The organism is Aeromonas sp. s7(2024), from assembly GCF_040907825.1.
GTDB classification, from domain to species: Bacteria; Pseudomonadota; Gammaproteobacteria; order Enterobacterales; family Aeromonadaceae; genus Aeromonas; species Aeromonas veronii.
Map to the genome: position 1 here is coordinate 39,810 of NZ_JBFOCM010000025.1, position 26,006 is coordinate 65,815.

Here is a 26,006-nt window from a genome sequence, read left to right on the forward strand (position 1 = left end):
AATACATGATGAGCAACCAAGATCTGCTGTATCGCTATCTGTTTGAAGAGTACGAAGTGCGTGGCGAGCTGGTCCAGCTGGATCACACCTACCGCCACGTAGTGGAAGCCCAGAACTACCCGGTGCAGGTGCAAAAACTGCTGGGCGAGCTGCTGGTCGCCACCAGCCTGCTGACCGCCACCCTCAAGTTTGAAGGCTCCATCACGGTGCAACTGCAGGGCGATGGCCCGGTGCGTCTGGCCGTGATCAACGGTGACAACAACCAGCAGCTGCGCGGCGTGGCCCGCTATGAAGGCGAGCTGCCGAGCGATGGCAAGCTGCAGAGCCTGATTGGCAACGGCCAGCTGATCATCACCATCACCCCGGAGCAGGGCGAGCGCTATCAGGGCATCATCGCGCTGGATGCCGACACCCTGGCGGGCTGCCTGGAGCACTACTTCGCCCGCTCCGAACAGCTGGCCACCAAGCTGTGGATCCGCACCGGCTACCACGAAGGTGCGCCGCGCGCTGCCGGCATCATGCTGCAGGAGCTGCCCGCCCAGAGCGAGGATCACAGCAACGATTTCGATCACCTGACCCAGCTCACCAGCACCATCAAGGATGAAGAGCTGTTCGGCCTGCAGGCAGAAGAGATCCTCTACCGTCTCTACCATCAGGACAAGGTGCGGGTGTTCGATCCGCAGGCGGTCGAGTTCCGTTGCACCTGCTCCCGCGAGCGCTGCGAAGGGGCCCTGTTGCAGATAGAAAAGGAAGAGGTCATGGAGATGGTGCAGGAGCTCGGCAAGATCGACATGCACTGTGATTATTGCGGCGCCCAGTACCAATTTAATGGGATCGATGTCGAAACCCTGTTCAGCAGGGCTCCCGGCAATGATGCAAACCAGTTACACTAATTAAAGGCGGGCAAAACCCGCCTTTAACTTTAATAACAAAAAAATACCCTATTTTATAAAGTTTGATGGCGATCGCTAAACTCTACCACCTAAGTGATAGGATGACCGTCAGATAGAACCCTACCAACCTCTGAACCCAGGAGAATACAATGACAATCGTGGCAGAACCCACCCTGGCCCAACAATTAGGACTGGACCAGTACGGCATCAAAAACAGCCAAGAAATCGTTCGCAACCCCTCTTACGAGCAGCTTTTCGCGGAAGAGACACGCCCTGACCTGGAAGGGTTTGAGCGCGGTGTGGTGACCGAGCTGGGCGCCGTCAACGTAAACACCGGTATCTTCACCGGTCGCTCCCCGAAAGATAAATATATCGTCAAAGATGCCACTACCCAGGATACTGTGTGGTGGTCTGACCAGGGTAAAAACGATAACAAAGCCATTACCCCGGAAGTGTGGTCACATCTGAAAGGGCTGGTCACCAAACAGCTCTCCGGCAAGCGCCTGTTTGTGGTCGACGGTTTCTGCGGTGCCAACCCGGATACCCGCCTGGCCGTGCGCATCATCACCGAGGTGGCCTGGCAGGCACACTTCGTGAAAAACATGTTCATCCGCCCGAGCGATGAAGAGCTGAAAACCTTCAAGCCTGACTTCGTGGTGATGAACGGTGCCAAGTGCACCAACCCGAACTGGAAGGAGCAGGGTCTCAACTCCGAGAACTTTGTTGCCTTCAACATGACCGAGAAGATGCAGCTCATCGGTGGCACCTGGTACGGTGGCGAGATGAAGAAGGGCATGTTCTCCATGATGAACTACTTCCTGCCCCTGCGCGGCATTGCCTCCATGCACTGCTCCGCCAACGTGGGTCAGGACGGCGACGTCGCCATCTTCTTCGGCCTCTCCGGCACCGGCAAGACCACCCTCTCCACCGATCCCAAGCGTCAGCTGATCGGCGATGACGAGCACGGCTGGGATGACCACGGCGTGTTCAACTTCGAAGGGGGCTGCTACGCCAAGACCATCAAGCTCTCCGAAGAGGCTGAGCCGGACATCTACCACGCCATCCGTCGCGATGCGCTGCTGGAGAACGTGACCGTTGCTGCCGATGGCACCATCGACTTCGATGATGGCTCCAAGACCGAGAACACCCGCGTCTCCTACCCCATCTATCACATCGACAACATCGTCAAGCCGGTCTCCAAGGCAGGTCACGCCACCAAGGTGATCTTCCTGACTGCCGACGCCTTCGGCGTGCTGCCACCGGTCTCCAAACTGACCAAGGAGCAGACCAAGTACCACTTCCTGTCTGGCTTCACCGCCAAACTGGCCGGTACCGAGCGCGGCATCACAGAGCCGACTCCAACCTTCTCCTCCTGCTTCGGCGCAGCCTTCCTCTCCCTGCACCCGACCAAGTACGGTCAGGAGCTGGTGAAACGGATGGAAGCGGCAGGTGCAGAAGCCTATCTGGTCAACACCGGCTGGAACGGCACCGGCAAGCGCATCTCCATCAAGGATACCCGCGCTATCATCGACGCTATCCTGGATGGCTCCATCGAGAAGGCCGAGACCAAGGTGCTGCCGATCTTCAATCTGGAGATCCCGACCACGCTGCACGATGTGAACCCGGCGATCCTCGACCCGCGCGACACTTACGCCGACAAGGCCGAGTGGGATGCCAAGGCCGTCGATCTGGCAGGCCGTTTCATCAAGAACTTCGAGCGCTTCACCGATAACGACGAAGGCAAACGTCTGGTTGCGGCAGGCCCGCAGCTGTAACAGGCTCGCTTCGTATCAGTGACATCATGCCGGTCAGCCACGCTGACCGGCATTTTTGTTTTTGTAGAGCCCCGAACGCCGCCATCACCCCCGTTAAAGGGGCCAAAACCTTGCCTTTGCCTATTGTGACAGGTTAGATTCAGCCAAACTTTATACAATATACAATTCTGTAACGCCCAATCGTGACCCGACCATGACCCCACCCTACAAGACCCGAACCCAGATGGTGATGGAAAACCTCCGTGGCCGGATCCTCCGTGGGGAGTTCCCCGCTGGCGCCCCCTTGCGTCAGGATGCCATTGCCAAAGAGCTGGCCGTGAGCCGCATCCCGGTGCGCGAAGCCCTGATGCAGCTGGAAGCGCAGGGGCTGGTGAAGTTCGAAGCCCATCGCGGCGCCGTAGTCACCATGCTGGACGCCTCGGCCATTGAAGAGCTCTTTTATTTGCGAGCGCTGCTGGAAGCCGATACCCTGTTTCACGCCGTCGACAAGATGACGGAAGCCACCTTCGCGCAAGCGGAGGCGATCCTCTCCCAGTTTGATCACGCCCTGGAGTCAGGCACCCAGATCGAACATTGGGCCGAGTTGAACCACAGCTTTCACGCCACCCTCTATCAGGCAGCCGGTCGCCCCCAGGCACTTGAACTGATCGCCCAGATCAATCTGAGCTGTGACCGCTATGTCCGCTTCGAGCTGCTCTTTGCCAGCGACGGGGTGGACAAGGCGGAGCGTGAACACGCCCAATTGCTGGAACTGTGCCGCGCCCGGCGCAAGCACGAGGCGGTGGTGCTGCTCAGGCAGCATATCGAAGCAGCGGGTCAGTCGATCAAGCGGATCCTGGCCAGCGGCCATAAAAACTGAACACTCATATAGCAACCATCTGGCACTAACGACATGAATAATTTCGAGATAATTGAAACCCGCGTCGCCCAAGTCAGGGCCGAGCTGGCCATGCAGGAGTTGGACGCCTTTATCGTCCCCCACGATGATGAGCACCTCGGCGAGTACATCCCCGCCTATGCCGAGCGGCTTGACTGGATCACCGGTTTCAACGGCTCTGCCGGCGTCGCCATCATCATGGCCCAGCGAGCAGCCCTCTTTGTCGATGGTCGCTATACGGTGCAAGCGCGGATGCAAACCCCCGCCGAACTGTTCGAATTCCTCCACCTCATTGAAAATCCCCATGTGCAGTGGCTGGCCGAGCAGCTGCCGTCAGGCTCCCGGGTTGGCTTCGATGCCCGCCTGCACAGCCTGACCTGGTACAAGAATGCCAAGGCCGTGCTGGCCGACCGCGGTATCGAGCTGATCCGCGTCGAGCAGAACCCCATCGACCTGAACTGGAGCGATCGCCCGGAGCCGACCAAGAGCCCGGTCATCCTCTACAGCGAGGAGCTGGCGGGCCAGTCCAGCCAGTCCAAACGTGAACAGCTGGCGGCCGACCTGCGCAAGCGCGGGCTGGATGCCGTGCTGCTGACCCAGGCCGAGCCCATCAACTGGCTGCTCAACCTGCGTGGCCGCGATATCGACCGGCTGCCGGTGGTGCTGGGCTTTGCGGTGCTCTACGCCAACACCAGCATGGATTTCTTCGTCGATACCGACAAAATTGACTGCTTCGCCTTTACCCAACACGTGGGGCAGGATGTCTCCGTCTACCCCATCGACAAGCTGGGCGACGTGTTGCAGCGCATCGGTGAAGATCAGCAGAAGGTGCTGGCCGATCCGGACAGCGCCAACGCCTGGACCCAGCTCGTCATGGAAGAGGCGGGCGCCATTCTGGTGGCAGGGCAAGACCCCACCATGCTGCCGAAAGCGTGCAAGAACGAGATCGAGCTGACCGGCATGCGTGCCGCTCACCTGCGTGATGGTGTGGCCATGACCCGCTTCCTCGCCTGGCTGGATCGGCTGGTCGCCTCCGGCGAGTTCGAGGGGGTGGATGAAGGCACTCTGGCCGATCAGGTGGAAGCGTTCCGCCGCGAGCAGGAGCACTACGTCGAGCCGAGCTTCGATACCATCTCCGCGCTCGGCCCCAACGCCGCCATGTGCCACTACCACCACACCAATGGCACCCCGCGCGCGTTCGGTCAGGACAGCCTCTATCTGCTGGACTCCGGCGCCCAGTATATGGATGGCACCACCGACATCACCCGCACCATCAAGGTGGGTGAGGTGAGCGACGAGCAGAAAGCGATGTTTACCCGGGTACTGCAGGGCCATATAGCGCTGGATCAGGCCCGCTTCCCCCGTGGCACCGCCGGTATCCAGCTCGACGTGCTGGCCCGCATGCCGCTGTGGCAGGCCGGTTACAACTATGACCATGGCACCGGTCACGGCGTCGGTCACTTCCTGAGTGTCCACGAAGGCCCCCAGCGCATCGCGCCAAAAGGGAGCATGGTCGCCCTGCAACCGGGCATGGTGCTCTCCAACGAGCCGGGCTACTACCGTGAAGATGACTTTGGCATCCGTTGCGAAAACCTGGTGGTGGTGACCGAGCTGGAACAGGTTGGCGAGCTGCCGATGCTGGGCTTCGAGCGCCTGACCTACGTGCCGTTCGATACCCGCCTGATCGACCGCAGCCTGCTGAGTCCGGCCGAATTCCGCTGGATCAACGAATACCACGTTGAGGTGTTCCGCCGCCTGAGCCCACTGCTCGAAGGCGAGGACCTCGCCTGGCTGGAGCAGGCAACCAGCCTCATCTGATGACACAGGGCCTGCGGGCCCTGTTTTTTATCCCCCCTTTTGACCTGTATCAACACCCCATGCGAGCAGGTCAGGAGAATGGCGGCCATGAAAAGTCATCATGCCAGCCCAGCCCGGGGCTCACACGCCGCAGCCAGCAAAAAAGCGAGTGACCACCCCAGACTCATGCGCGAGCAGCAGACGGTCAGCGCCATGATCCGCCTCTACTGCCAGCACCATCATCAGGATCCCCATTGCCGCCACTGTCGCCAGTTGCGGGATTTCGCCCATCAGCGCCTTCGTCGCTGCCGTTATGGCCACGGCCACAAACCCACCTGTGCCAACTGCAATATCCACTGCTACGCCCCGGCGATGCGCAAACAAATCCAGCAGGTGATGAAGTGGAGCGGCCCGCGCATGTTGCTGCGCCACCCCTGGCTCACCCTCCGCCACCTGCTCGACGGCTTGCGCAAAGCGCCCAAACTGCCCCAGAGCCGCCCCCTGCCGCCATAACCGCCAATCCCTTGCATCCGGCAGGGGATGACCACTACCCTATGACTCCTTTTCTGCCGTTGACCCCAAGGTCAGCGGCGTTGCCGATCCGTTTGCTGCCGATGGAGTCCTGATGCACCACAACCCGCCCCTGCTACGCCCCGCCACCCACAATGACATGCACGCCATCTGGCAGATCGATGCCAAGGTGTTTGGCGAAGATGTCTATCCCGCCTTCTTCTTCCGTCAGGCGATGGATTTGTGGCCCGAGTTGTTGCTGGTGGCCGAATACGAGGGGCAGCTGGTGGGTTATGTGCTGGGGGGATTCGGTCAGGAGCGGTCGCAAGGCTGGGTGCTCTCGCTGGCGGTGCTGCCCGAGGCGCGCGGTTTTGGTCTGGCCGAGCGAATGATGCGCCAGATGGAGGCCAACCAGCAGGCGCTGCAGATCAGCGAACTGCGGCTCACGGTCGATCCGGCCAATCCGGCCCAGCGCCTCTACTACCGGCTCGGTTACACATTGCAGGCGGAAATAGCCGACTATTTCGGCCCCGGAGAAGACCGTCTGCTGCTGGTTAAAACCCTCTCCGGTACAGCTGCGATTCAAGGACAAAACCGGTTACAGAACGCATAATTGGTTACATTTTGCCGATTTCATGTGTGACGGGGTTGGAGTAAAGTTCACTCATCAACCGGATTGTTCAAATTACGTGCAGCCCAGGAGGCCCACCATGTTGAAGCGTATGACCCTTATTGCCCTGCTGGCAGCAACCACCATCACCGGATGCGCCAACAGTGACGTTTACTCTGGCGATGTTTACACCAAAGACCGCGCCAAACAGGTGCAGACCGTCAGCTACGGCACCATCATCTCCACCCGCCCGGTGAAGATCCAGGCCGATGAGAACTCCCTGATTGGCACCATTGGCGGCGCCGTAGTCGGTGGCCTGCTGGGCAGCACAGTCGGTGGCGGCACCGGACGCGACATCGCAGCCGCAGGTGGCGCCATCGCCGGTGCAGCGGCAGGTAACGCCATCGGCAACAAGATGAATCAGGTCGACGGCGTCGAGCTGGAGATCAAGAAAGAGAACGGCGAAGCCATCGTGGTCGTGCAGAAAGCCAGCCCCACCTTCACCCCGGGCGCCCGTGTGCGCATGACCCAGGGCAATGGCAGCATCAACGTGGCCGTCGTGAACTAAGAGTGTGAACTCAGGCTTTGCAGCTTTAGAGTCATAAAAAAACCGCCGATCCCGGCGGTTTTTTGTTCTCTGGCATTCGGGATTACATGCTGTAAGCCTTCTCGCCGTGGGAGGTAACATCCAGCCCTTCCCGCTCGGCATCGCCATTCACCCGCAGACCCACCAGCATGTCGACCGCCTTGAAGGCAATCGCCGCCACGGCACCGGACCAGAGCAGAGTGACTCCGACCCCGATAGCCTGAATCTTCACCTGAGTCAGGATGGAGTAACCCTCGGCAACCTGATTGGTGACATAGTCCCACACCCCGGTACCGCCCAGATCCGGGCTGGCAAAAACGCCGGTCAGCAGAGCACCGAGAATGCCGCACACCCCGTGCACGCCAAACACGTCCAGACTGTCATCGGCCCCCAACATGCGCTTGAGACCGTGGACACCCCACAGACCCGCCACACCACTGATAAGGCCCATCACCAGACCACCGCCCACACCGACGAAACCGGCTGCCGGAGTGATCACCACCAGACCGGACACCGCACCGGATGCCGCACCCAGCAGGGAGGGACGTCCCTTCATCACCCACTCGGCCAGCGTCCATGAGAGAGCTGCCGCAGCCGGCGCTACCCAGGTGTTGATAAAGGCGAGTGCGGCGATACCGTTGGCTTCCAGCGCGGAGCCTGCGTTGAAACCGAACCAGCCGAACCAGAGCAGGGAGGCGCCGATCATGGTCATGGTCAGGCTGTGGGGGGTCATGGGATCACGACCGTAGCCCAGACGCTTGCCCACCAGATAGGCACCCACCAGACCCGCCACGGCGGCGTTGATGTGCACCACTGTGCCGCCTGCAAAGTCCAGCGCACCATGCTGGAACAGATAACCGGCAGTGGCGGTCGCGGTTGCTGCGGCTTCGGCGCTGGTATAGGCATCCGGACCCGCCCAGTACCACACCATATGAGCCAGCGGGATATAGGCGAAGGTGAACCAGATCACCGAGAAGAGCAGCACGGCAGCAAACTTGATGCGCTCGGCAAACGCCCCCACGATAAGGCCGCAGGTGATGGCGGCAAAGGCCCCCTGGAACACCACATAGATCAGCTCGCTGATCCCGACACCCTTGCTGAAGGTGGCGGCGATGGAGTCAGGGGTTACCCCCTTGAGCAGCACCTTGTTGAAGGAGCCGTAGAAATTGCCCCCTTCGGTAAAGGCCAGCGAATAGCCGTAGAGCACCCAGAGCACGCAGATGAGGCAGAACAGGGTAAAGACCTGCATCAGCACGCTCAGCATGTTTTTGGCCCGCACCAGACCACCATAGAAGAGGGCCAGACCGGGGATCGACATCAGGATCACCAGCGCCGCCGAGAGCAGCATCCAGGTGTTGTCACCCTTGTTGATTGTCATGGCGGCAACCGGCGCCACCGCAGCCTGTACCTGAGCGACCTCTTCGGCCCAACTTGGGGTAACCAGCAAGGCAGGCAACATCGTCAGACCCGCCATCATCCATTTTTTGACCATAGAGCACTCTCCTTCCCTGTCGTACCGGTACAAGACCGGCTCCGTTTCCCTGATTGAATCTGTGGCGAACCGCAAGGTGTTGCTGCAACCCGCCAGAATCACACCCGTGCCCGGCACGGGGATGCCTCTTGCCACTTCCTCATCACTGCATCTGCCGTCGATGACCGCAAGAGACCGTCTGACATCTAAAAAGCATAAAGCGGGCCATAAATTTAAATCCTTTTAAATCATTGCATTAGAAAGATCACACATCATCAACGCACCAATTTGGCGCATGAGCTACGCTAACCTGCCCAGGGTCGCCCTGTCACAGGGCAGGCGATACTTCACGCACCAGAAGTGCGCAAACCCTGAGCCAGCCCACAAGCTGACGTCATCGATATCGCGTGCTGCGGGCCCGCTCGTTTACACTGACAGACCAGCCGTTTCCTGTTATCCGACCACGGCATGCCATTACGCAGCCTCTTGTTTGCAACCTGATGGCAGGCCCAATCCGAGGAACACCATGCAGTTCGATCGTCTCGACATCAGCCTCTCCCACTACCGTCATCTCGACCGGGAGCATCGCGCCCACATCGCGCTGCTGGGGATAGTGATGCTGGCCATCATGGCCCTTCATCTGTTGCTGCTGCCCCACTTCCCTTACGAGCGCTTTTACGCCGTCAGCTTTGGCTTCGAGGTGATCAACTGGCTCACCATGATGTTCCTGTTCTGGGTCGTGCAGTGCGCCCACCTGCCCACCCACACCTACCGCATGCTCTCCTGCGGTCTGATGTTGTGGATCATGGGGGCCACCGCCGACATCATGGATGAGCTGGTGGCGCAGCCACTCTGGCTCGCCATCTATGCCGAGGATCTGCTGCGCTCCAGCGGCATCCTGCTCAGCAGCATCGGCATCCTGAGCACCATGCACCACCTCTTCCACATCAATACCCAGCTCAGACAACAGGCACTGTTCGATGATCTGACCCGGCTGCCAAACCGGCGCTACTTTCATCAGCAGCTGTTTCTGGAGCAGGGGATTTGCCACGCCCTCATCCTGCTGGATCTCGATCACTTCAAGGTGATCAATGACAACTACGGCCACGATATCGGGGATCGGGTGTTGCAGCAGTTTGGCGAGCTGTTGCAACAGCACTGCCCGCCCGGTGCGCTGGCGGCCCGTGTCGGGGGTGAAGAGTTTGCCCTGCTGCTGCCCGTCGCCCACGAAGCCGAGCTGCAGCAACTGGCCAACACCCTGCTCACTGCGACCCGCACCATAGCCCCCGACCCGGCCCATACCATGACGGTCAGCCTGGGAGTGGGGATCCGCGAGCCCAAGGAGCCGGCCGTCTCGCTGTTCAAGCGGGTGGATCAGGCGCTTTATGGCGCCAAGGAGGCGGGTAGAAACTGCGCGGTATGGGCGACGCCGACTAATAAAGAGGCGTAAAGAGCTATCGGTGGATTGCCGATCACGGCGGAAGATTGCTGCTGATACAGGGGCCCAAGGGCCCTTGTTTCATGTGGGAAATCCCCCCGCCTAAAAGCGGAAGGTAAGACCGATATTGGCCTGCCATTGGGTTACCAGCTCCCCGCGCACCTTGAACACGCACTGCTCCGGGTTGCAGAGAAACTGATTGTTGTCGTTGACCAGCGAGCCATAACCGCGCACCTCGGCCCGCAGCGCCAGATGCTCGGCGAGGCGCGGTTGCACCCCGAGTGCCAGCGACATGGAAGGGGTCACCTCGCTATCGTAGGCGGCAAAGCGGGTCACCCCGATCCCGGCGCCGATATAGGGCGCCATCAGGTTGTCAGAGAGGGTCAGCGCACCGGCAAAGTGCAGGGTGTCCACCGTCAGGCGATCCGGCTGGTCGGAAGAGAGGGTGGTGGACTGATGGCTGTAGAGCAGCTCAATCATGCCGGGATCATCCACCTCCTTGCTGATAAAGAGGCCCCAGCTGCCGGAGCCCTGCCCCTGCAGTGAATCAAACGATGCAGAAACCGGCACCGGCTGCACCTCATCGATCTTCTCGAAGTCGATGGCTGAGCTGTAACCGAAAAATGGCGTCACCTGCCAACCGGATGTGGTCGCGGCCTCGGCACTCCAGACCGGCCCCAGTGGCAGCAACAACCCCATCATCACTATCCCGACTCTCTTCATCATCATCCCCTGCTCCCTGTGTGATTGTGCAGAAAGCATACCAGAGGCGTCCTAGGCCCATCCTAAACGGCGGCTGTACCGGATCACTTTCATCGCGGGATTTCCCTCTCGCCGGAACCTCTGCCGAGCCGCCCCACTGGCGCCGCTATGCGCCCCTGCCACCATTCATCGACGGTTAACCTCTGCCACGTATGCTGGCGCCAAATCGGGTCATCGGGGCCCGTTATCACTACTCAAAAGGACATCAGGGAATGGTTGCCGCGCAACTCAACGACCCCACAACTACCCTCGCGGATACCCTGCGGGCCACCGCGCATGCCATCGACGAGAGCCACATCAGCCTGCGCCAGATGCTCGCGCTGGTGGGCGAGCAGGGCATGCTGCTGTTTTGCGTGCTGCTCACCGTCCCCTTCCTGCTGCCGGTCTCCATTCCCGGGGTCAGCACCCCGTTTGGCCTGCTGATCCTCTTTATCGGGATCGGCATCACCCTCAATCGGGTGCCCTGGCTGCCCGCCATGCTGATGGAGCGCCGCTTCGCTGCCGACCAGCTCAAGCCGACCCTGCACAAGGGAGCGGATCTGCTGGCCCGGGTCGATCGCGTTATCCGCCCGCGCCTGCTGGTGCTGACCGGCAGCAACACGGTCAACCGCTGCAACGGCCTGCTGATCATGCTGGCCGCCCTGCTGCTGATGCTGCCCTTGGGCGCCATCCCGTTCACCAACGCCATGCCTGCCTGGGCCATCTTGCTGCTTGCCACTGGCATGTTGCAGCGGGATGGTCTGTTCGTCGCCAGCGGCTATCTGCTGGTAAGCGCAACCCTGGTCTGGTTCAGCGTGCTGGCCATCGGCTTGCTGATGGCGGGCCAGAGCGCCAGCGGCCTGCTCGGCTAACCCCGATGCACAGAAAAAGGGCGACCAGATGGTCGCCCTTTTTGATTTGTGCGGGATACCGCCCGGTCAAAGCAGATCGTAGATAAGGGCCGAGATGGCAAGCAGCCCCATCACCAACACAAAAAGGGTACTCGGCCCGCGATAACGCTTGAGTGCGGGCAAGCGATAGATGGAGCAGGCCGGCAGCAGAAACAGGATCACCGCGATCAGCGGGCCACTGACGCGCTCGATGATGTCGAGCACATTGGGGTTCAGATAGGTGATGACGGCGGTCACCATAAACAGGATCACCGATGACACCCGGGCGATGGTCGACTCCTTGAGAGAGAGCCCCAGCCCCTGACAGGCACCGCTCACCATGCTCACCGTCCCCTCGCTCACCCCCATGGAGGTGCCGAGGAAGGATTTGGACATGGCCAGAATGGCGATGAGCGGCCCCACATAGGCGATCAGCGGATTGGAGAACTTGTTCGCCAACGCCGACAGCACCGAGATATTGTCGGTGCGGGCCAGCGCCATCTCGGCCTGACTCAGGCTCATCACGCAGCTCACCACGAAAAAGAGCACGCTGCCGCAAATCAGCATGCTGCTGCACTTGATAATCCGCTTGGCGCGCAGGTCGGCACTCTCCTGACAGCGCTTCTTCTGCGCCGCACTGAAGGAGGAGATGATGGGCGCATGGCTGAACGAAAACACCATCACCGGCACGATCAGCCAGAGGGATTTCCAGAACGCCGGATCACGCCACTCCACAGACTGACTCTCGCTGAAATAGGAGAGGCTCCACTGGGGCAGCAGATAGATAGAGAGGCCAATCAGAAAGGCGACCATCGGCAGTGCCAGCACGCTGATGGCCGATACCACGATCTGTTTGCCAGCCAGCAGCACCAGATGCAGGCCCAGCATCCCCCCCAGCACCAGCAAGCCGCGCGGAAGCTCGGCATCCCCCAACTGGTGAACCACGAAGCTCTGGATCGCGTTGGTGATGGAGATGCTGTAGACCAGAATGATGGGGTAGAAGGCCATCAGATAAACCAGCATCAGCAGCTTGCCCGCCTTGGCACCGAAGTGCTCCTCCACCACATGGGTGATATCCCCTTCCCGATGGGAGCTGGAGAGCACAAAGCGGCTCAATGCCCGGTGGGAATAATAAGAGAGCGGAAAAGCCAGCAATAAAATAAACAGCAAAATAACCGGGGAATTACTGCCAACCGTAATAGGGAGAAATAACGTACCGGCACCGACAGCAGTGGCATATAGGCCCATGGTCCATACCGAATCGCTTTTCTCCCATTTCAATTTTGAAACAGGGTTACTCTTTTCAGCAATAGAAACACTCATTGCAATATATACCTTATTAATCTGTCATCATTATTTTTATTGGCCCGAATAACAGGCTGGAGATATGTCGTTGCATATCGCCCTGCACATGAAAAAACAACGCCGCCAGCGGCCAACAGAGCCACCGGAGAGAAACGGAGCTGCCACGCTACCATCGTTGAAATCGCTATCCGGGTCAAGGTTAATAATTCATGACTGTTTGAATCGGAATGTTTCAAAAGACAACAGGATGTATCACATTCGTCACCCAAAACCAGATTCACGCCTGTTTGATAACATACCGATAAAACCTCATGCTGTTGCCCAACAACACAAATAAGACCAGCGATCAGGCCGATAATATTAACACCTTAAGCTGTGGAATATGAGTTAAATAATACGGCCAACTTTTCTACTAATTGACAGTGATGTCAGCCAATTTATTCAGGGTAAAAGCGCAGGCTATTTCCGACAGCGACCGGGGCGGCACTTTCAACCTGCCGGGCAGTGCGCCACCCGGTTGCGGCCTGCCCGCTTGGCCCGATAGAGCCACTCGTCGGCCCGAGCCAGCGCCTGATTGATCTCCTCCTCCGGCTGCACCAGAGTTGTGCCCAGACTGACCGTGATGGCGACCGGATCGGCAGGCAGCGCTTCGACGGCAGCACGGATCTGCTCCGCCATCTGCTGCAAACCGGCTTCATCGATCCGCGGCAGCAGGATCAGAAACTCCTCGCCACCGCTGCGCACAAAGAGGTCATCCGCCCGCAACAGGGCATCAATACAACTACTGAAGCGCTGCAAGGCCCGATCTCCCTGCTGATGGCCGTAGCGATCGTTGAGCTGCTTGAAGTGATCGATGTCGAGCATGATAAGACCGCAGGGGGCCTCCCCTGCCCGCAACGGCTGGCAGTGCTCGAAGAAGAAACGGCGGTTATGGAGGCCAGTCAGCTGGTCGGTTTCACTCTGGCGCAGCAGTCGCTGCTGCAACTCGTACTGGCGGGTGATATTGCGGGTCACCCAGGCCACCGCCCGCTTGCCGTCATAGAGGGAGGGCAGCGGCGCAATCTTGCCCTCGAAACGTTGTATCCCTTGCGGCCCGGCGGCAGCATTGATCCCCCCCACCTCGGCTGCTGAGAGCTCATACTCCACCACTCGCACCTGACCGCTCGCCAGCGACTCTGCTACCTGCGCCTTGACCCATATGGCCATCTCGGGTGGCAGCACATCGGCCAGCTGCTTGCCCGCCAGCGGATTGCCATCGTGATAGGATTGCTGCTCCATGCCGCCGATATATTCCACGTAATAGCCATCTTCACTGAGGATAAAGACGGGATCTGGCAGCTGGGCCATCACTTCATAAAGCTGGGTTACCGAAAGCGCCACGGAGACTCCTGTACTTCAACGTCAAACAGGGGGGAGATATTCTGCCTCAAGAGGACTCGCTCGCCCTCATCGGCAGAACAGAAAAATCTGCGGCCACAGCCAACAATCCTTTACATCTAGCAGCCTGCCAGCCTCTCGGCCACCACGGGTGGCCAGCGCGTTGCTACTCCCGCCACTGCGCTCGCTCACGGCGACGAAAGCCCCCTCCCCCGGTCACGCATATCCCATTGTTTCAACTCACAAGTTCATTTACGCTGGCCGTCCTGAGTCCAGTTTTCACCTCATCAGCCATCAGGGAGCCAGCCACCCGCAACCGCAGGGGCTGTACCACGGAAAAGGAATCGCCAGATGAAAAACGCCATCGTTAACGCCCGCTTCGACGCCATCAGCACCGAAGGGGAACAGCTCGTCCTCAAAATCGCCATCAAGGCCCCCGAGCCGGATCCACGCTCGGCTGGCGGTGACTGGCGCTGCAAGGTGAAGCTGGCGGGGCTGAGCGACAAGACCTTTATCTACGGCATCGACAGCCTGCAGGCCCTGAGCCTCGCCATCAAGTTTGTCGAAACCGAGCTGCGCGCTTTCTCCGATGCGGGCTGGCAGTTCTATCTGCCCGACTGCCCCGATCACCCCATCGACATGAGCGCCTGCTACTTCCCGGCGCTCTAGCCCGGCCCATCCAAGGAGACCAGATGCACGGACCGGATCCCGCCAATCCCCACCCCATGAACGGCTTCCCCCAGGTGTGCTTTATCAAGAACACCATCAAGGGGCCCAATATCGAAGTGGGTGACTACACCTATTACGACGACCCGGAGGATTCGGCGGGCTTTGAGCGCAACGTCCTTTACCACTTCCCCTTCATCGGCGACAAGCTCATCATCGGCAAGTTCTGCGCCATCGCCCGCGGGGTGAAGTTCATCATGAACGGCGCCAACCACCAGACCTCCGGCTTCTCCACCTACCCCTTCTTTATCTTCGGCAACGGCTGGGAGAGTGCCGCCCCCGCCCCGGGCAGCCTCCCCTACAAGGGCGACACCGTCATCGGCAACGATGTCTGGATTGGCTATGACGCCCTGATCATGCCGGGAGTAAAAGTCGGCAACGGCGCCATTATCGCCGCCCGCTCCGTGGTCACCGGTGACGTGCCCGCCTACGCCGTGGTCGGCGGCAACCCGGCGAAAGTGATCCGCTACCGCTTCGACGACGACACCATCGCCCGTCTCAATGCCATCGCCTGGTGGGACTGGCCGGTGGAGCAGATCAGCCGCAACCTGCCGCTTATCAGCGGCGGCGAGATAGCCGCGCTGGAAGCGGCGGCGAGATAGCCGCGCTGGAAGCGGCAACCCGTTAGAGACAACCACCATCAAGCAGGAAGCACTATGCAACTCACCCCACCCCAACCGCCTCAGGACGATGAGATCGAAGCGCTGCGCATTGGCCTCTCGGGCTTCAACAAGGATCACGCCGGCACCCATCTGCGCGAACGGATCGCCAGCTTTATCAAGGATGAAGAGGGCAAGGTACACGGCGGCATCATCGCCGACATCAAGTGGGGCTGGCTGCACGTCGACTGGCTCTGGATCGACGAAAGCATCCGCCGCGACGGCTGGGGCGGCCGCCTGCTCGGCGCCATGGAGCAGTACGCCCAAAGCAAGGGCATCACCAACTACCATCTGGAAACCACCAGTTTTCAGGCCCTCCCCTTCTATCAAAAGCAGGGTTACGAGGTCTTTGGCCAGCTGCCCGATATGCCGCCGGGGCATATCAGTTACTTTCTGAAAAAGCAGGGCAAGTGATGACATTCCCACGCCTTGCCAACGCCACACTCGTTATCCGCCCGTTCGAAGCGGGCGATGCCGATGAGTTTGTCCGCGCGGCGCACGAATCCATCGACACGGTCGGCAGATGGATGGGTTGGTATATTAGGGGGGGAGAAAAAGCACTGTTTTTTCGGAGTCCCTTGGAACGATTTGTTAGGTCGGAAGATTTGGCACAACATTCTTGAATGTCTGTCGTGTTGTAGAGGCCATACAAAGTCTTCGCGGGGGCAGTAATGACTAAATCGAGCGCTCGCTGCAAATGCACGTTCATGTGTTTGGCCTTCAGGATCGTTGCCAAATCACGGGCTCGTTTATCTGGGATGTTTCGTGATAGCGGGCTGGCAAACTCGGGTTCTAAGAAGAGCTTGATGAATTCGACTGCTTCTCCTTCGGTGAAATTATTTACGTAGTTTTGATAATACGGAAGGGCTTGTTCGTCGACTCCTTGCTGGTATCCATATCCGTTGCCGACATAGCAAATGGAAATTACCTTGACCCACATTGCCCGCGCCGCACGGGGAATCTTCCCTGTCGCGGGTAAGCTATCATTCAGTGCTTGTGCATGAGGATATTCGTTATAAAAATTGTTTGATCCAAAATGTGCACGATAGAGGTTCTCAAGCTTCTCTATTAGTTCTCCGGCAAGGCTGTCTTCATCTTTGTATGCGAGACCACTCACCACTTCCAAGAATTTCTGGCAAGCATCCTTCTTCGCAACCTCACCATTTTTTCTGAGTATTCCGAATCGGGCCCCGATTTCGTATTTTCTGTCTTCGGTTGCCGCAGCCCAGACGGCCGGACTAATGCCTTCAATATTGTCTCTTGCATGCTGAGCAGATTTATCATCCGTGTAGATACCAAATAAAGTCCAGAGGAAGTCATCAATCCGCTCTTGCGGTTGTTTTGCCAAATCAGAACCGATTACGGAGAAGTCACTACTTGGGATGGCTACCGTACGGATGTTTTGGAGAAGTTGCTTTATGGAAATTAGAGAATGGTCTGGCTCCGCAGTGATCGCATGTTTAAGACAAACCGTCAACCACCCAAGCATCTCGTAGCCATCGATTTCGTTGTCGTTTGGATGTGCAGCACTGGCATGATTGCGCATGTAATTAACATGCTCCAATCGTTGGTAGTTAACATCCGTTACCAACCCAATTCGGCGACATCCCTCCAATAGATCGTGTTCGCTAACTTGATCGATTTCTTCCGGCTTTGAAAGCGACTTGTAGCGGGAGCTAATTTTCTCGGCAACCGAATAAAAATATTGAATATCAAAGCTAATCACTTGGTAGCGAAGAGCCCTGACAGTTTCGTCCCAAAGATAATTTAATGCGCCATCAAATAGCCCAGCAGCGATTGCAATCGTAAAGCGCGATAAGTAGTGGGCTTTGCCACGTTCGGCGTGCGGAAGGATTTCCAGAGCATCAGCGAGTTGTGCTATGACCTTTTTCCTTTCAGCAATTGGTGCAACAACATCACTTACGGGGAGCCCAACGTTTACGAGATACCCCTCTAATTACGTATTGAGTTCACCGATTGGTGAAACGAGGTGACCAGCATCAACTACGACCATTTCTTTCTTATCTGTCATATTGATTCTCGATGGTGACGGCGGTATGTGGTATACGCCTAAGGTTTGGTTAAGAGACCGGCTTTAGCCGGTCCCGCAGTGAGCGAAGCGAACTACTTGAGCCAGTTGTTAGGCTTACTGTACATCAGTTTCCTGAATACTGTTTACCCATACGTATTTATTTAAATCAAAGCTATCATTTGAGGCGTTAATTAGCGCGCCTTCTAAATTCTCAAATAGCGTGTCGACGCGATATTTTTTTGCAATTTTCGAATAGATGAGTCCGTTTCTTGTTTTCCATTCGTAAACTATACGGACAGCGTCACTGTTTATTTCTCGTGAGCGGTCAGTTGCCTTATAAACCGAGGAAAATATTATTATTGATGCAGCCGGATTAACTAGATTGAAGCGATAAACGTATTCCCATATTTTATGTCCGCCTGACTCCAGTTCTTCAGAGACCTCTTCCCACCAAGTGAGATTTCCCTTTCCTTTCATTGAGGTTAGGTGATTCTGAAACTCTGACTTCCAGTATGGTTGATAGGGCATATGTTCTCCTTTTCCTAACAGTGATTAGATGAAAGGCGGTGCTAACACATCAATACCACCTTACATCTAACACCGCTACGGCCCTATATTCTTTGAAGAAATGTTCTATTAAATCAAAAAATTAAACTCCAACCTCTGAAACTGAACGTATTCGATTGCCTCCTATTTTTGATCAACCATTACGACTGTATAGAAAAACAGTAATGAAGTTGACTATAACCATCGCCAGCAGTGCTCCCCCTCTAAAAACAGCCTCCGTTCTGCTGTTTTTAACTTACAAGGCTCTGGCATGATTCATCCCTGACATCAAGCTGGCCATCCTCAAACGGCTATCTTAGCGAGCACAACAAGGGAAGGAAGGATGAGATTGTCGTTTCCTGAGCTAGATCAATAAATTAATTAGTCTTGGGGAAGACATCACAACGCCGATAGAGCTTAAGAAGGGCACGATTTTGATTCCCCCTCCAATCCGCCGAGGGGAAGGATCAAGGTCAGGAGCGCCATCAGGGATGATGGCGCAGACGCAGCCGGCACAGGGGCCAGATCGGAAAAGGGCGAGCACAGCTCGACCCGATTTGGCGCGAGAACAGGATGTTCGAAGCGGACTTTGGCCGAAGCCATGGATGGCGAAGGTCAAAGTGCCGTCTGCGGTGGTCCGTCCGACCTTGCACCTGCCCTGAGGGAAACCGCGTAGCGATCGGATTGGTGGGGGTGGCCTTTCTTTTGGTGACTTTTCTTTAGCCACGCAAAAAAAGTTACTCGCCCAAGCCCGAAGGGCGGGCGAACACCCTTCGAGGCCAGCGGCCTCGTGTCCTGCACGGCAAGGCCGTGCCATTCCCCATCACACGGAGCGGACGATTACGCCTAACGGCTAATCGACCCTACGATTACACGGCGCAGCCGTGCCTGCTCGCCACAGGCACGGAGTCTGGCTATCTCGTATGTTGGGCTTCGCTACGCTCAGCACCAACCTACCACAGATGTAGGTTGCGGCTGAGCTTGCGAAGCCCAACGTTTACCGCGAATAGCTATTGTGTTCCGGCATCCCTCTCTCCGATCTGTGTATGGCAAAGGGAAATCACCCTCTATCTCCCCAAAAACGGTTCCCAGTCTTTAAACACCGGCTGCAAACCCGCCTGCCGCACGGCGGCGGCCACTTCCCCCACCGGGCGGTCGTCGTGGATGGCGAACTGCTCCAGCTCCTCTTTATCCCCTTCGGCATAGCCACCCGGCTGGGTGCGCGACTCGGCCGACATCTGGGTGATGCCAAGGCGCACCGCGCCGTTGCGAAACGTAGCCGACTCGCGGGTGGAGAGGGACAAGTCCAGCGTGGGCGAGAAGAGGCGCCAGGCGCAGATAAGTTGGGCCAATTGGCGATCCGACATGACCACGGCAGGCTCCAGCCCACCGGTGCAGGGGCGCAGGCGCGGGAAGGAGAGCGAGTAGCGGCTCTGCCAGTGGTGACGCTCAAGCCAGCTCAGATGCTCGGCGACAAAGTAGCTGTCGACTCGCCAGTCCGCAGAAAGGCCGATCAGCGCCCCCAGCCCGATTTTGTCGATACCGGCGCGGCCAAGTCGATCCGGCGTGGCGAGGCGCCATGCGATGTCCCGCTTGTTGCCGCGCAGGTGGTGGCGGGCGTAGGTGGGGGCGTGGTAGGTCTCCTGATAGACCATGACGGCGTCGAGGCCGAGGCTTTTCAGCTCGGCATAGTCGGCCTGCGAGAGGGGCTGAACCTCCATCCCTACCGTGCTGAAGTGGCGGCGGATGATGGGCATCACCTCGCGAAAATAGACGAGCCCCACCTTGTGCTCGTGCTCGCCGGTCACCAGCAGCACGCTGTCAAAACCGCGCGCCTTGATGGCCAGACACTCGCGCTCAATCTCCTCTGCATTCAGGGTCTTGCGCTTGAGGCGGTTGCTCATGGAGAAGCCGCAGTAGGTGCAGTCGTTGGCGCAGAGGTTCGACAGATAGAGCGGCACATAGAAGCCGATGGTGTTGCCAAAGCGCTGGCGGGTCAGCCGCTCGGCCTCGGCTGCCATCTGCGGCAAATACGCCTCGGCGGCAGGGGAGATCAGCGCCATAAAATCGGCCAGGGTGCGGCGGGGTGAACCCAGCGCCCGCTCTACATCGGCGGCAGTTTTAGCGCGGATCTGCATGCCGATATCGTCCCACTCCAGCTCCTGCCATCGGTCGAGAAAGGTAGACTCCTTAGCCCTCACCCCCGGCGCCCTCACCCCCAGCCCCTCTCCCAGAGGGAGAGGGGGGCAAACCTCTGGCTGCCCTTGGGGCAAGGGGGAGATGTTCATGGTCGCCCCTGTTTCATGACTCATAACGCCCCCAGAAAATCGGTGAGCGGGCTGGAGGCTTGGGCCTGCAGGGCGCGGGCGCCGAGCCCGGCTTCATAGGCGCTGCGACCGGCGGTGCAGGCCAGCGCAAAGGCGCGGCCCATGGCGACCGGGTCGCCGCTCACCGCGATGGCGGTGTTGACCAGCACGGCATCGGCACCCAGTTCAAAGGCGGCGGCGGCATGGCTTGGTGCACCGATCCCTGCATCCACCACCACAGGCACATTGGCCTGCTCGACGATGATGGCGAGAAACTCCCGGGTCACCAGCCCCTGATTGGAACCGATGGGTGCCCCGAGCGGCATCACGGCGGCGCAGCCCACCTCTTCCAGCCGCTTGCAGAGCACGGGGTCGGCGCCGCAGTAGGGCAGCACCACAAAGCCCTCTTTCACCAGCTGCTCGGCGGCTTTCAGCGTCTCGATGGGATCGGGCAAGAGGTAACGAGGATCGGGGTGGATCTCCAGCTTGAGCCAGTTCGTCCCCAGCGCCTCGCGGGCGAGATGGGCGGCAAACACCGCCTCGGCGGCGGTCTTGGCGCCGGAGGTGTTGGGCAGCAGCTTGACCCCGAGTTGCAGCAAGGGGCTCAGGATATCGTCGTGGGCCTTGCCCGGTTCAAGCCGCTTGATGGCCATGGTGACCAGCCGGGAGCCGCTCGCTTCGATGGCGGCGGCCATCAGTTCCGGGCGGGCAAACTTGCCGGTGCCGGTAAAGAGGCGCGAGGAGAAGGTGTGATCGGCAATCTTGAGCATGTCAGCCTCCGGCAATGGCAGTGAAGAGGTGAAGTTCGTCCCCGTCATTGAGACGGGTCTCGGCCCAGCGGCCACGGGGCAGCACGGCGCCGTTAAGGGCTACCGCCACTCCCTGTGGATTAACGTCTTGCGCCGCCAGCAGGTCGGCCACGCTCTGCCCTGCCGCCAGCGGTTGGGCTTTATCGTTGAGTCGAATGGTGAGGGTCATGGGGTGATCTCCTTATCGTGTGTCGGCCATCGGCACTGCCCGCAAACCGGGCAATCGGGGTCGGGGGCCAGAGTGAGGGTCTGCCACTGATGGGCCAGCGCATCGAAACGGCGCAATGTGCCTGCGGCCGGGCTTGGCATTCCGAGCAGCAGCTTCAATGCCTCCAGCGCCTGCAAAGAGCCCATCACTCCGACCAGCGGGCCGGTGACGCCGCTGGTCTCGCAGCTCTGGGCGAGCTTGGTATCCAGCGGATAGAGGCAGGTGTAGCAGGCGTGCTCACTGCTGGTACGCGCCATCAGCTGCCCCTGCCAGCCCACCGCGGCGGCGGAGATCCAGGGTTTGTCCTGCTCCACGCAGGCGGCGTTGATGGCTTGGCGGGTGACGAGGTTGTCGCAGCAGTCGATCACCAGATCTACCTCGGCCACAAACTCCGGCAGGCTGGCGGCATCGAGCCGCTGGTTGATGGCAATCAGCTCCACCAGCGGGTTGTGGGCGGCCAAGCGCTCGCGGGCCAGCTCCGCCTTGGAGTGGTTGACCGCCTCGCTATCGAACAGGATCTGGCGCGGCAAGTTGCTGGAATCGACTGTATCGCCATCGGCCAGCCACAAGGTGCCCACCCCGGCCCCGGCCAGATAGAGGGCGAGCGGCGAGCCAAGCCCGCCCAAGCCCACGATCAGCACGGATTTATCCTTGAGCCGTGCCTGCCCCGCCTCACCCACTTCCGCCAGCATCAGCTGGCGGCCGTATCGCAAATACTCAGCATCAGAGAGCATGTTCAGCCTCCCGTATCACGGTGGCCGAACGCGGCTCATCCCCCGCCCCCACGGCGGCAAGCAGCCGTTCGGTCACCCCCTGCCAGTCGTCGCTGGCAGTGATGGCCGAGACCAGCGCGATACTGCCGACCCCGCTTGCCTTGACCGCCGCCACCCGCTCCTCGTTGATGCCGCCGATGGCGACCGTCGGCCAGTCACACATCAGGGCGCGGTAGCGATGCAGCCGCACCAGCCCCTGCGGGCGCGAAGGCATCGCCTTGGTATTGGTCGGGAAGATATGACCCAGCGCCATATAGGAGGGGGCCAGCTCGCGGGCCCGCATCAGCTCGAAGTAGCCGTGGGTGGAGATGCCAAGGCGCAGCCCGGCCGCCTGAATGGCGGCGAGATCGGCGGTCTCCATATCCTCCTGCCCCAGATGCACGCCCCAGGCGCCCGCCTCGATGGCCTGCTGCCAGTAGTCGTTGATAAAGAGCCGCGCCCCATGGCGGCGACCGAGCGCTACCGCATCGCGAATGGCCGGTGCCACCTGAGCGGCAGGCAGATTCTTGATCCGCAGCTGGATGGTCTTGACCCCCTGCCCCAGCAGGCGGCGCAGCCACTTGACCGAATCGACCACCGGATAGAGACCGAGGTTGTGTTCGGTCGGCGCGAAGGGGCCATCCGGCAGGCGGGCGCTGCTTGTCTCATAAAGTCCGAAACGACGGTCGAGGGCAGACCCTGCCAGTACGGCACGGGGGAAGTGAGCAAGATCGGCTGGCCAGCCAAGATGGGCGATAGGCCCCGGGCCTGCGCCCACTCCTTGCGCCGCCGCCAAGCCCTGTTGCAGGTAGGCACGCGCCAGGGTGATGGCGTCCTCCACCGGATAATCCTGCGCCACCACGGCGGCGATGGCGCTGGCGTAGCAGCAACCGGTGCCGTGGCCATGGCGGGTGTCGAGGCGCGGCGCCGCCAACCAGAATTCGCGGGTCTCATCCTGGTAGTAGTCCAGACACAGCTCCCCGCTCCACGCAAGATGGCCGCCCTTGACCAGCACGGCGCGGGCGCCGAGTTCGCGCAGCCGCGCGGCACCCGCCCGCAACAGCCCGGGGCTGGTCGTCGGGATGCCAGTCAGGGCTTCCAGTTCGGGGCCGTTGGGGGTGATGAGCGACAGACGTGGCAACAGCTGTTCGCGCACCGCTTCCAGCATATTGGGCTCCGCCATCGGGGTGCCGGTGCTGGCGATGGCCACCGGGTCGTAGACCACGAAGGGGGTCTCGATGGCCGCCAGTCGGCGGGTCAGCACCTCGACGTGAAGCCGGGTCGGCAGCAGGCCGATCTTGATGGCGGCGGGCGGCAGATCGACGCCAAGGGCATCGATCTGGGCGGTGAAGGTCTGCATCAGTACGGGGTCAACCATCTTCACCGCCACCGAGTTCTGGGCAGTGATGGCGGAGATAACCGAACAGCCGTGCACGCCAAGGTCGTGCAATGTGTGCAAGTCGGCCTGAATGCCGGCGCCACCGCCGGAGTCGGAACCGGCGATGGTCCAGACAACTGGGCGGGAGTCCGTCACAGGCAGCAGATCGGCGGGGCTGACAGCCCCGCTTGCGCTGCTCACGCCTCCTCCCCTGCGGCCTGTTTCAGCACCGCCGCCTGATGGTAGATCTCGCCACCGGTCTCCTTGAAGGTCTCTGCCATGCGGGCCATGCCGCTCTCCACCTCGGCCACTACCTGCTCCTGCTGGCCATCCATGCCGACCAGCTTGATCTCCACCGCTTCAAGCTTTGCGGCATAGTCACGCACATCCTGAGTGATCTTCATGGAGCAGAACTTGGGCCCGCACATGGAGCAGAAGTGGGCCACCTTGCCGGACTCCTGCGGCAGGGTCTCGTCGTGGTAGGCGCGGGCTGTGTCGGGGTCGAGCGCAAGATTGAACTGATCCTCCCAGCGGAACTCGAAGCGCGCCTTGGACATGGCGTTGTCGCGGATCTGGGCACCCGGGTGACCCTTTGCCAGATCGGCGGCGTGGGCGGCGATCTTGTAGGTAATCAGCCCCTGCTTCACATCCTCCTTGTTGGGCAGCCCCAGATGTTCCTTGGGGGTGACGTAGCAGAGCATGGCGCAGCCGTACCAGCCGATGAGCGCGGCGCCGATGCCGGAGGTGAAGTGATCGTAACCGGGGGCGATATCGGTGGTGAGCGGGCCCAGGGTATAGAAAGGCGCCTCGTGGCAGTGCTCCAGCTGCTCGGTCATGTTGCGCTCGATCATGTGCATCGGCACGTGGCCGGGGCCCTCGATCATCACCTGCACGTCGTACTCCCACGCGATCTTGGTCAGCTCGCCCAGGGTGCGCAGCTCGGCGAACTGAGCCTCGTCGTTGGCGTCGTAGACTGAGCCCGGACGCAGACCATCGCCCAGCGACAGGGCCACGTCATAGGCGGCGCAGATCTCGCAGATTTCGCGGAAGTGCTGATAGAGGAAGTTCTCCTTGTGGTGGGAGAGGCACCACTTGGCCATGATGCTGCCACCGCGCGACACGATGCCGGTGAGGCGCTTGGCGGTCATCGGTACGAAGCGCAGCAAGACGCCGGCGTGGATGGTGAAGTAGTCCACCCCCTGCTCGGCCTGCTCCAGCAGGGTATCGCGGAACAGCTCCCAGGTGAGGTCTTCAGCGATGCCGTTGGTCTTCTCCAACGCCTGATAGATGGGCACGGTACCGATGGGCACCGGGCTGTTGCGCAGGATCCACTCGCGGGTCTCGTGGATGTAACGGCCGGTGGAGAGATCCATGACGGTGTCGGCGCCCCAGCGGGTGGACCAGACCAGCTTTTCGACCTCCTCCTCAATGCTGGAGGTGACCGCCGAGTTGCCAATGTTGGCGTTGATCTTCACCAGAAAATTGCGGCCGATGATCATCGGCTCCGCTTCCGGGTGGTTGATGTTGCTGGGGATGATGGCGCGACCGGCGGCCACCTCATCGCGCACGAATTCGGGGGTAATGTTCTGGGGCAGGCGGGCACCAAAATCGCGGCCCGGATGCTGGGTGCGCAACAGTTCAGAGCGCACCCGCTCGCGCCCCATGTTCTCGCGAATGGCGATAAATTCCATCTCGGGAGTGACGATACCGGCGCGGGCGTAGTGGAGCTGGGTGACCCGGCGACCTAGCTTGGCGCGGCGCGGCTTTGGCAAGTGCTCGAAGCGCAGATGATCCAGCCCCTCGTCGGCCAGCCGCTCCTGAGTGAAGGTGGAGCTGAGCCCCGGCAGTTCGTCGGTGTCATCCCGCTCCAGCACCCAGTTCTCCCGCAGGCGCGGCAGGCCGCGGCGCACGTCGATGGCGACCCCCTCCTCCCCGTAACGGCCCGAGGTGTCGTAGACCGGGATCGGCTCGTTGGGCTCGAATTGGGGATTTTCTTTGGTGCCGCCGACGAAGGTGTCGGCCAGCTGGATCTCCCGCAGGGGTACCCGGATATCGGCGCGGGAGCCTTCGATAAAGATGCGGCGGGAGTTGGGATGAGCCATCCCCTTGAGGCTGTCGATAAAGGCCTGAGCGCTGGAGCGCTGCTCGCGGCGGCTGGATTTGGTGGTATCAGATACAGAAGTAGACATAGCAAAACTCACATTAACTGGTTGAAGTTATGGGTATTTGCTTGTCTGGAGTTCGAGGAGAAGATGAACTTGCGGCGGGGTGTTTATCTCGGGAGGGAGTGCTCGCGGGATGGATCTCCGCGCTGCTGTTC

Annotated in this window: 23 protein-coding genes and 1 pseudogene; 13 read left to right on the plus strand and 11 right to left on the minus strand. The window is 59.9% G+C overall.

The window, feature by feature from the left end:
• The first annotated feature begins 8 nt into the window (after positions 1-8).
• From hslO to AB5Y73_RS11535, 7 genes are all read left to right on the plus strand, one after another.
• A complete protein-coding gene (gene hslO / locus AB5Y73_RS11505) occupies positions 9-893 on the plus strand; it encodes an Hsp33 family molecular chaperone HslO (protein ID WP_005340140.1) in 885 nt (294 codons plus the stop codon).
• A 149-nt stretch (positions 894-1,042) separates the two neighbouring features.
• On the plus strand, positions 1,043-2,668 hold the full coding sequence (gene pckA / locus AB5Y73_RS11510) for a phosphoenolpyruvate carboxykinase (ATP) (RefSeq protein WP_181497640.1): 1,626 nt from the start codon (positions 1,043-1,045) through the stop codon (positions 2,666-2,668).
• Positions 2,669-2,861: 193 nt separating this feature from the next.
• Positions 2,862-3,527 (plus strand): GntR family transcriptional regulator, encoded by a 666-nt coding sequence (locus AB5Y73_RS11515; protein ID WP_107682204.1) that lies wholly within the window; start codon positions 2,862-2,864, stop codon positions 3,525-3,527.
• A gap of 33 nt (positions 3,528-3,560) precedes the next feature.
• Positions 3,561-5,363, plus strand: a complete 1,803-nt coding sequence (locus AB5Y73_RS11520) for an aminopeptidase P family protein (protein WP_107682205.1) — start codon at positions 3,561-3,563, stop codon at positions 5,361-5,363.
• A gap of 87 nt (positions 5,364-5,450) precedes the next feature.
• Positions 5,451-5,855, plus strand: a complete 405-nt coding sequence (locus tag AB5Y73_RS11525; RefSeq protein WP_005356534.1) for a nitrous oxide-stimulated promoter family protein — start codon at positions 5,451-5,453, stop codon at positions 5,853-5,855.
• A 112-nt stretch (positions 5,856-5,967) separates the two neighbouring features.
• Positions 5,968-6,465, plus strand: coding sequence for a GNAT family N-acetyltransferase (locus AB5Y73_RS11530; protein ID WP_043822605.1), 498 nt, complete (start codon positions 5,968-5,970; stop codon positions 6,463-6,465).
• Positions 6,466-6,562: 97 nt separating this feature from the next.
• A complete protein-coding gene (locus AB5Y73_RS11535; RefSeq protein WP_005340126.1) occupies positions 6,563-7,030 on the plus strand; it encodes a glycine zipper 2TM domain-containing protein in 468 nt (155 codons plus the stop codon).
• A gap of 82 nt (positions 7,031-7,112) precedes the next feature.
• Here the strand turns inward: AB5Y73_RS11535 and amt are convergent, their stop codons facing one another.
• Positions 7,113-8,540, minus strand: coding sequence for an ammonium transporter (gene amt / locus AB5Y73_RS11540; protein ID WP_107682206.1), 1,428 nt, complete (start codon positions 8,538-8,540; stop codon positions 7,113-7,115).
• Positions 8,541-9,045: 505 nt separating this feature from the next.
• Between amt and AB5Y73_RS11545 the strand changes: the two genes are divergently transcribed.
• Positions 9,046-9,969, plus strand: coding sequence for a GGDEF domain-containing protein (locus AB5Y73_RS11545; RefSeq protein WP_107682207.1), 924 nt, complete (start codon positions 9,046-9,048; stop codon positions 9,967-9,969).
• A gap of 90 nt (positions 9,970-10,059) precedes the next feature.
• Here AB5Y73_RS11545 and AB5Y73_RS11550 read toward each other — a convergent pair whose 3' ends face one another.
• Positions 10,060-10,680, minus strand: coding sequence for an outer membrane beta-barrel protein (locus tag AB5Y73_RS11550; RefSeq protein ID WP_107682261.1), 621 nt, complete (start codon positions 10,678-10,680; stop codon positions 10,060-10,062).
• Between the two features lie 251 nt (positions 10,681-10,931).
• Between AB5Y73_RS11550 and AB5Y73_RS11555 the strand changes: the two genes are divergently transcribed.
• A complete protein-coding gene (locus AB5Y73_RS11555; protein ID WP_005356544.1) occupies positions 10,932-11,570 on the plus strand; it encodes an exopolysaccharide biosynthesis protein in 639 nt (212 codons plus the stop codon).
• 66 nt (positions 11,571-11,636) lie between these two features.
• Here AB5Y73_RS11555 and AB5Y73_RS11560 read toward each other — a convergent pair whose 3' ends face one another.
• A complete protein-coding gene (locus AB5Y73_RS11560; protein WP_181497642.1) occupies positions 11,637-12,911 on the minus strand; it encodes an amino acid permease in 1,275 nt (424 codons plus the stop codon).
• Positions 12,912-13,382: 471 nt separating this feature from the next.
• The gene (locus AB5Y73_RS11565; RefSeq protein WP_058054157.1) at positions 13,383-14,273 is read right to left on the minus strand and encodes a sensor domain-containing diguanylate cyclase; all 891 of its coding nucleotides are present in this window, start codon (positions 14,271-14,273) and stop codon (positions 13,383-13,385) included.
• A 348-nt stretch (positions 14,274-14,621) separates the two neighbouring features.
• Here AB5Y73_RS11565 and AB5Y73_RS11570 point away from each other — a divergent pair, with 348 nt between their 5' ends.
• The 4 genes and pseudogenes from AB5Y73_RS11570 to AB5Y73_RS11585 form a co-directional block, all read left to right on the plus strand.
• Positions 14,622-14,939 carry a hypothetical protein gene (locus AB5Y73_RS11570; RefSeq protein WP_019445167.1) on the plus strand — a complete coding sequence of 106 codons (318 nt, stop codon included), beginning with the start codon at positions 14,622-14,624 and terminating at the stop codon, positions 14,937-14,939.
• 23 nt (positions 14,940-14,962) lie between these two features.
• On the plus strand, positions 14,963-15,598 hold the full coding sequence (locus AB5Y73_RS11575) for a Vat family streptogramin A O-acetyltransferase (protein ID WP_279499334.1): 636 nt from the start codon (positions 14,963-14,965) through the stop codon (positions 15,596-15,598).
• 54 nt (positions 15,599-15,652) lie between these two features.
• A complete protein-coding gene (locus AB5Y73_RS11580; protein WP_107682210.1) occupies positions 15,653-16,069 on the plus strand; it encodes a GNAT family N-acetyltransferase in 417 nt (138 codons plus the stop codon).
• Positions 16,069-16,191 (plus strand): annotated as a pseudogene (locus AB5Y73_RS11585) (GNAT family N-acetyltransferase); the annotation flags it as partial. The gene AB5Y73_RS11580 and the pseudogene AB5Y73_RS11585, both read left to right, overlap by 1 nt.
• 1,610 nt (positions 16,192-17,801) lie before the next feature.
• Here the strand turns inward: AB5Y73_RS11585 and AB5Y73_RS11590 are convergent.
• From AB5Y73_RS11590 to thiC, 7 genes are all read right to left on the minus strand, one after another.
• A complete protein-coding gene (locus AB5Y73_RS11590) occupies positions 17,802-18,215 on the minus strand; it encodes a hypothetical protein (RefSeq protein WP_107682212.1) in 414 nt (137 codons plus the stop codon).
• Between the two features lie 1,085 nt (positions 18,216-19,300).
• Positions 19,301-20,521, minus strand: a complete 1,221-nt coding sequence (gene thiH, locus AB5Y73_RS11595; protein WP_162895474.1) for a 2-iminoacetate synthase ThiH — start codon at positions 20,519-20,521, stop codon at positions 19,301-19,303.
• A gap of 20 nt (positions 20,522-20,541) precedes the next feature.
• Positions 20,542-21,309, minus strand: a complete 768-nt coding sequence (locus AB5Y73_RS11600) for a thiazole synthase (protein ID WP_118854336.1) — start codon at positions 21,307-21,309, stop codon at positions 20,542-20,544.
• A gap of 1 nt (position 21,310) precedes the next feature.
• Positions 21,311-21,517, minus strand: coding sequence for a sulfur carrier protein ThiS (thiS, locus tag AB5Y73_RS11605; RefSeq protein WP_005357774.1), 207 nt, complete (start codon positions 21,515-21,517; stop codon positions 21,311-21,313).
• Positions 21,514-22,290, minus strand: coding sequence for a HesA/MoeB/ThiF family protein (locus AB5Y73_RS11610; RefSeq protein WP_118854337.1), 777 nt, complete (start codon positions 22,288-22,290; stop codon positions 21,514-21,516). The genes thiS and AB5Y73_RS11610 overlap by 4 nt, the downstream gene beginning before the upstream one ends.
• A complete protein-coding gene (gene thiE, locus AB5Y73_RS11615; RefSeq protein WP_118854338.1) occupies positions 22,280-23,887 on the minus strand; it encodes a thiamine phosphate synthase in 1,608 nt (535 codons plus the stop codon). Before thiE ends, AB5Y73_RS11610 begins: the two co-directional genes overlap by 11 nt.
• Positions 23,884-25,875 (minus strand): phosphomethylpyrimidine synthase ThiC, encoded by a 1,992-nt coding sequence (gene thiC / locus AB5Y73_RS11620; protein ID WP_107682216.1) that lies wholly within the window; start codon positions 25,873-25,875, stop codon positions 23,884-23,886. The genes thiE and thiC overlap by 4 nt, the downstream gene beginning before the upstream one ends.
• Between the last annotated feature and the right edge of the window lie 131 nt (positions 25,876-26,006).

What these genes read in the sequence shown, in the direction of transcription:
- hslO (WP_005340140.1), top strand. Translation starts at nt 9, where the DNA reads ATGAGCAACCAAGATCTGCTGTATCGCTATCTGTTTGAAGAGTACGAA.
- pckA (WP_181497640.1), top strand. Translation starts at nt 1,043, where the DNA reads ATGACAATCGTGGCAGAACCCACCCTGGCCCAACAATTAGGACTGGAC.
- AB5Y73_RS11515 (WP_107682204.1), top strand. Translation starts at nt 2,862, where the DNA reads ATGACCCCACCCTACAAGACCCGAACCCAGATGGTGATGGAAAACCTC.
- AB5Y73_RS11520 (WP_107682205.1), top strand. Translation starts at nt 3,561, where the DNA reads ATGAATAATTTCGAGATAATTGAAACCCGCGTCGCCCAAGTCAGGGCC.
- AB5Y73_RS11525 (WP_005356534.1), top strand. Translation starts at nt 5,451, where the DNA reads ATGAAAAGTCATCATGCCAGCCCAGCCCGGGGCTCACACGCCGCAGCC.
- AB5Y73_RS11530 (WP_043822605.1), top strand. Translation starts at nt 5,968, where the DNA reads ATGCACCACAACCCGCCCCTGCTACGCCCCGCCACCCACAATGACATG.
- AB5Y73_RS11535 (WP_005340126.1), top strand. Translation starts at nt 6,563, where the DNA reads ATGTTGAAGCGTATGACCCTTATTGCCCTGCTGGCAGCAACCACCATC.
- amt (WP_107682206.1), bottom strand. Translation starts at nt 8,540, where the DNA reads ATGGTCAAAAAATGGATGATGGCGGGTCTGACGATGTTGCCTGCCTTG.
- AB5Y73_RS11545 (WP_107682207.1), top strand. Translation starts at nt 9,046, where the DNA reads ATGCAGTTCGATCGTCTCGACATCAGCCTCTCCCACTACCGTCATCTC.
- AB5Y73_RS11550 (WP_107682261.1), bottom strand. Translation starts at nt 10,680, where the DNA reads ATGAAGAGAGTCGGGATAGTGATGATGGGGTTGTTGCTGCCACTGGGG.
- AB5Y73_RS11555 (WP_005356544.1), top strand. Translation starts at nt 10,932, where the DNA reads ATGGTTGCCGCGCAACTCAACGACCCCACAACTACCCTCGCGGATACC.
- AB5Y73_RS11560 (WP_181497642.1), bottom strand. Translation starts at nt 12,911, where the DNA reads ATGAGTGTTTCTATTGCTGAAAAGAGTAACCCTGTTTCAAAATTGAAA.
- AB5Y73_RS11570 (WP_019445167.1), top strand. Translation starts at nt 14,622, where the DNA reads ATGAAAAACGCCATCGTTAACGCCCGCTTCGACGCCATCAGCACCGAA.
- AB5Y73_RS11575 (WP_279499334.1), top strand. Translation starts at nt 14,963, where the DNA reads ATGCACGGACCGGATCCCGCCAATCCCCACCCCATGAACGGCTTCCCC.
- AB5Y73_RS11580 (WP_107682210.1), top strand. Translation starts at nt 15,653, where the DNA reads ATGCAACTCACCCCACCCCAACCGCCTCAGGACGATGAGATCGAAGCG.
- AB5Y73_RS11590 (WP_107682212.1), bottom strand. Translation starts at nt 18,215, where the DNA reads ATGCCCTATCAACCATACTGGAAGTCAGAGTTTCAGAATCACCTAACC.
- thiH (WP_162895474.1), bottom strand. Translation starts at nt 20,521, where the DNA reads ATGAACATCTCCCCCTTGCCCCAAGGGCAGCCAGAGGTTTGCCCCCCT.
- AB5Y73_RS11600 (WP_118854336.1), bottom strand. Translation starts at nt 21,309, where the DNA reads ATGCTCAAGATTGCCGATCACACCTTCTCCTCGCGCCTCTTTACCGGC.
- thiS (WP_005357774.1), bottom strand. Translation starts at nt 21,517, where the DNA reads ATGACCCTCACCATTCGACTCAACGATAAAGCCCAACCGCTGGCGGCA.
- AB5Y73_RS11610 (WP_118854337.1), bottom strand. Translation starts at nt 22,290, where the DNA reads ATGCTCTCTGATGCTGAGTATTTGCGATACGGCCGCCAGCTGATGCTG.
- thiC (WP_107682216.1), bottom strand. Translation starts at nt 25,875, where the DNA reads ATGTCTACTTCTGTATCTGATACCACCAAATCCAGCCGCCGCGAGCAG.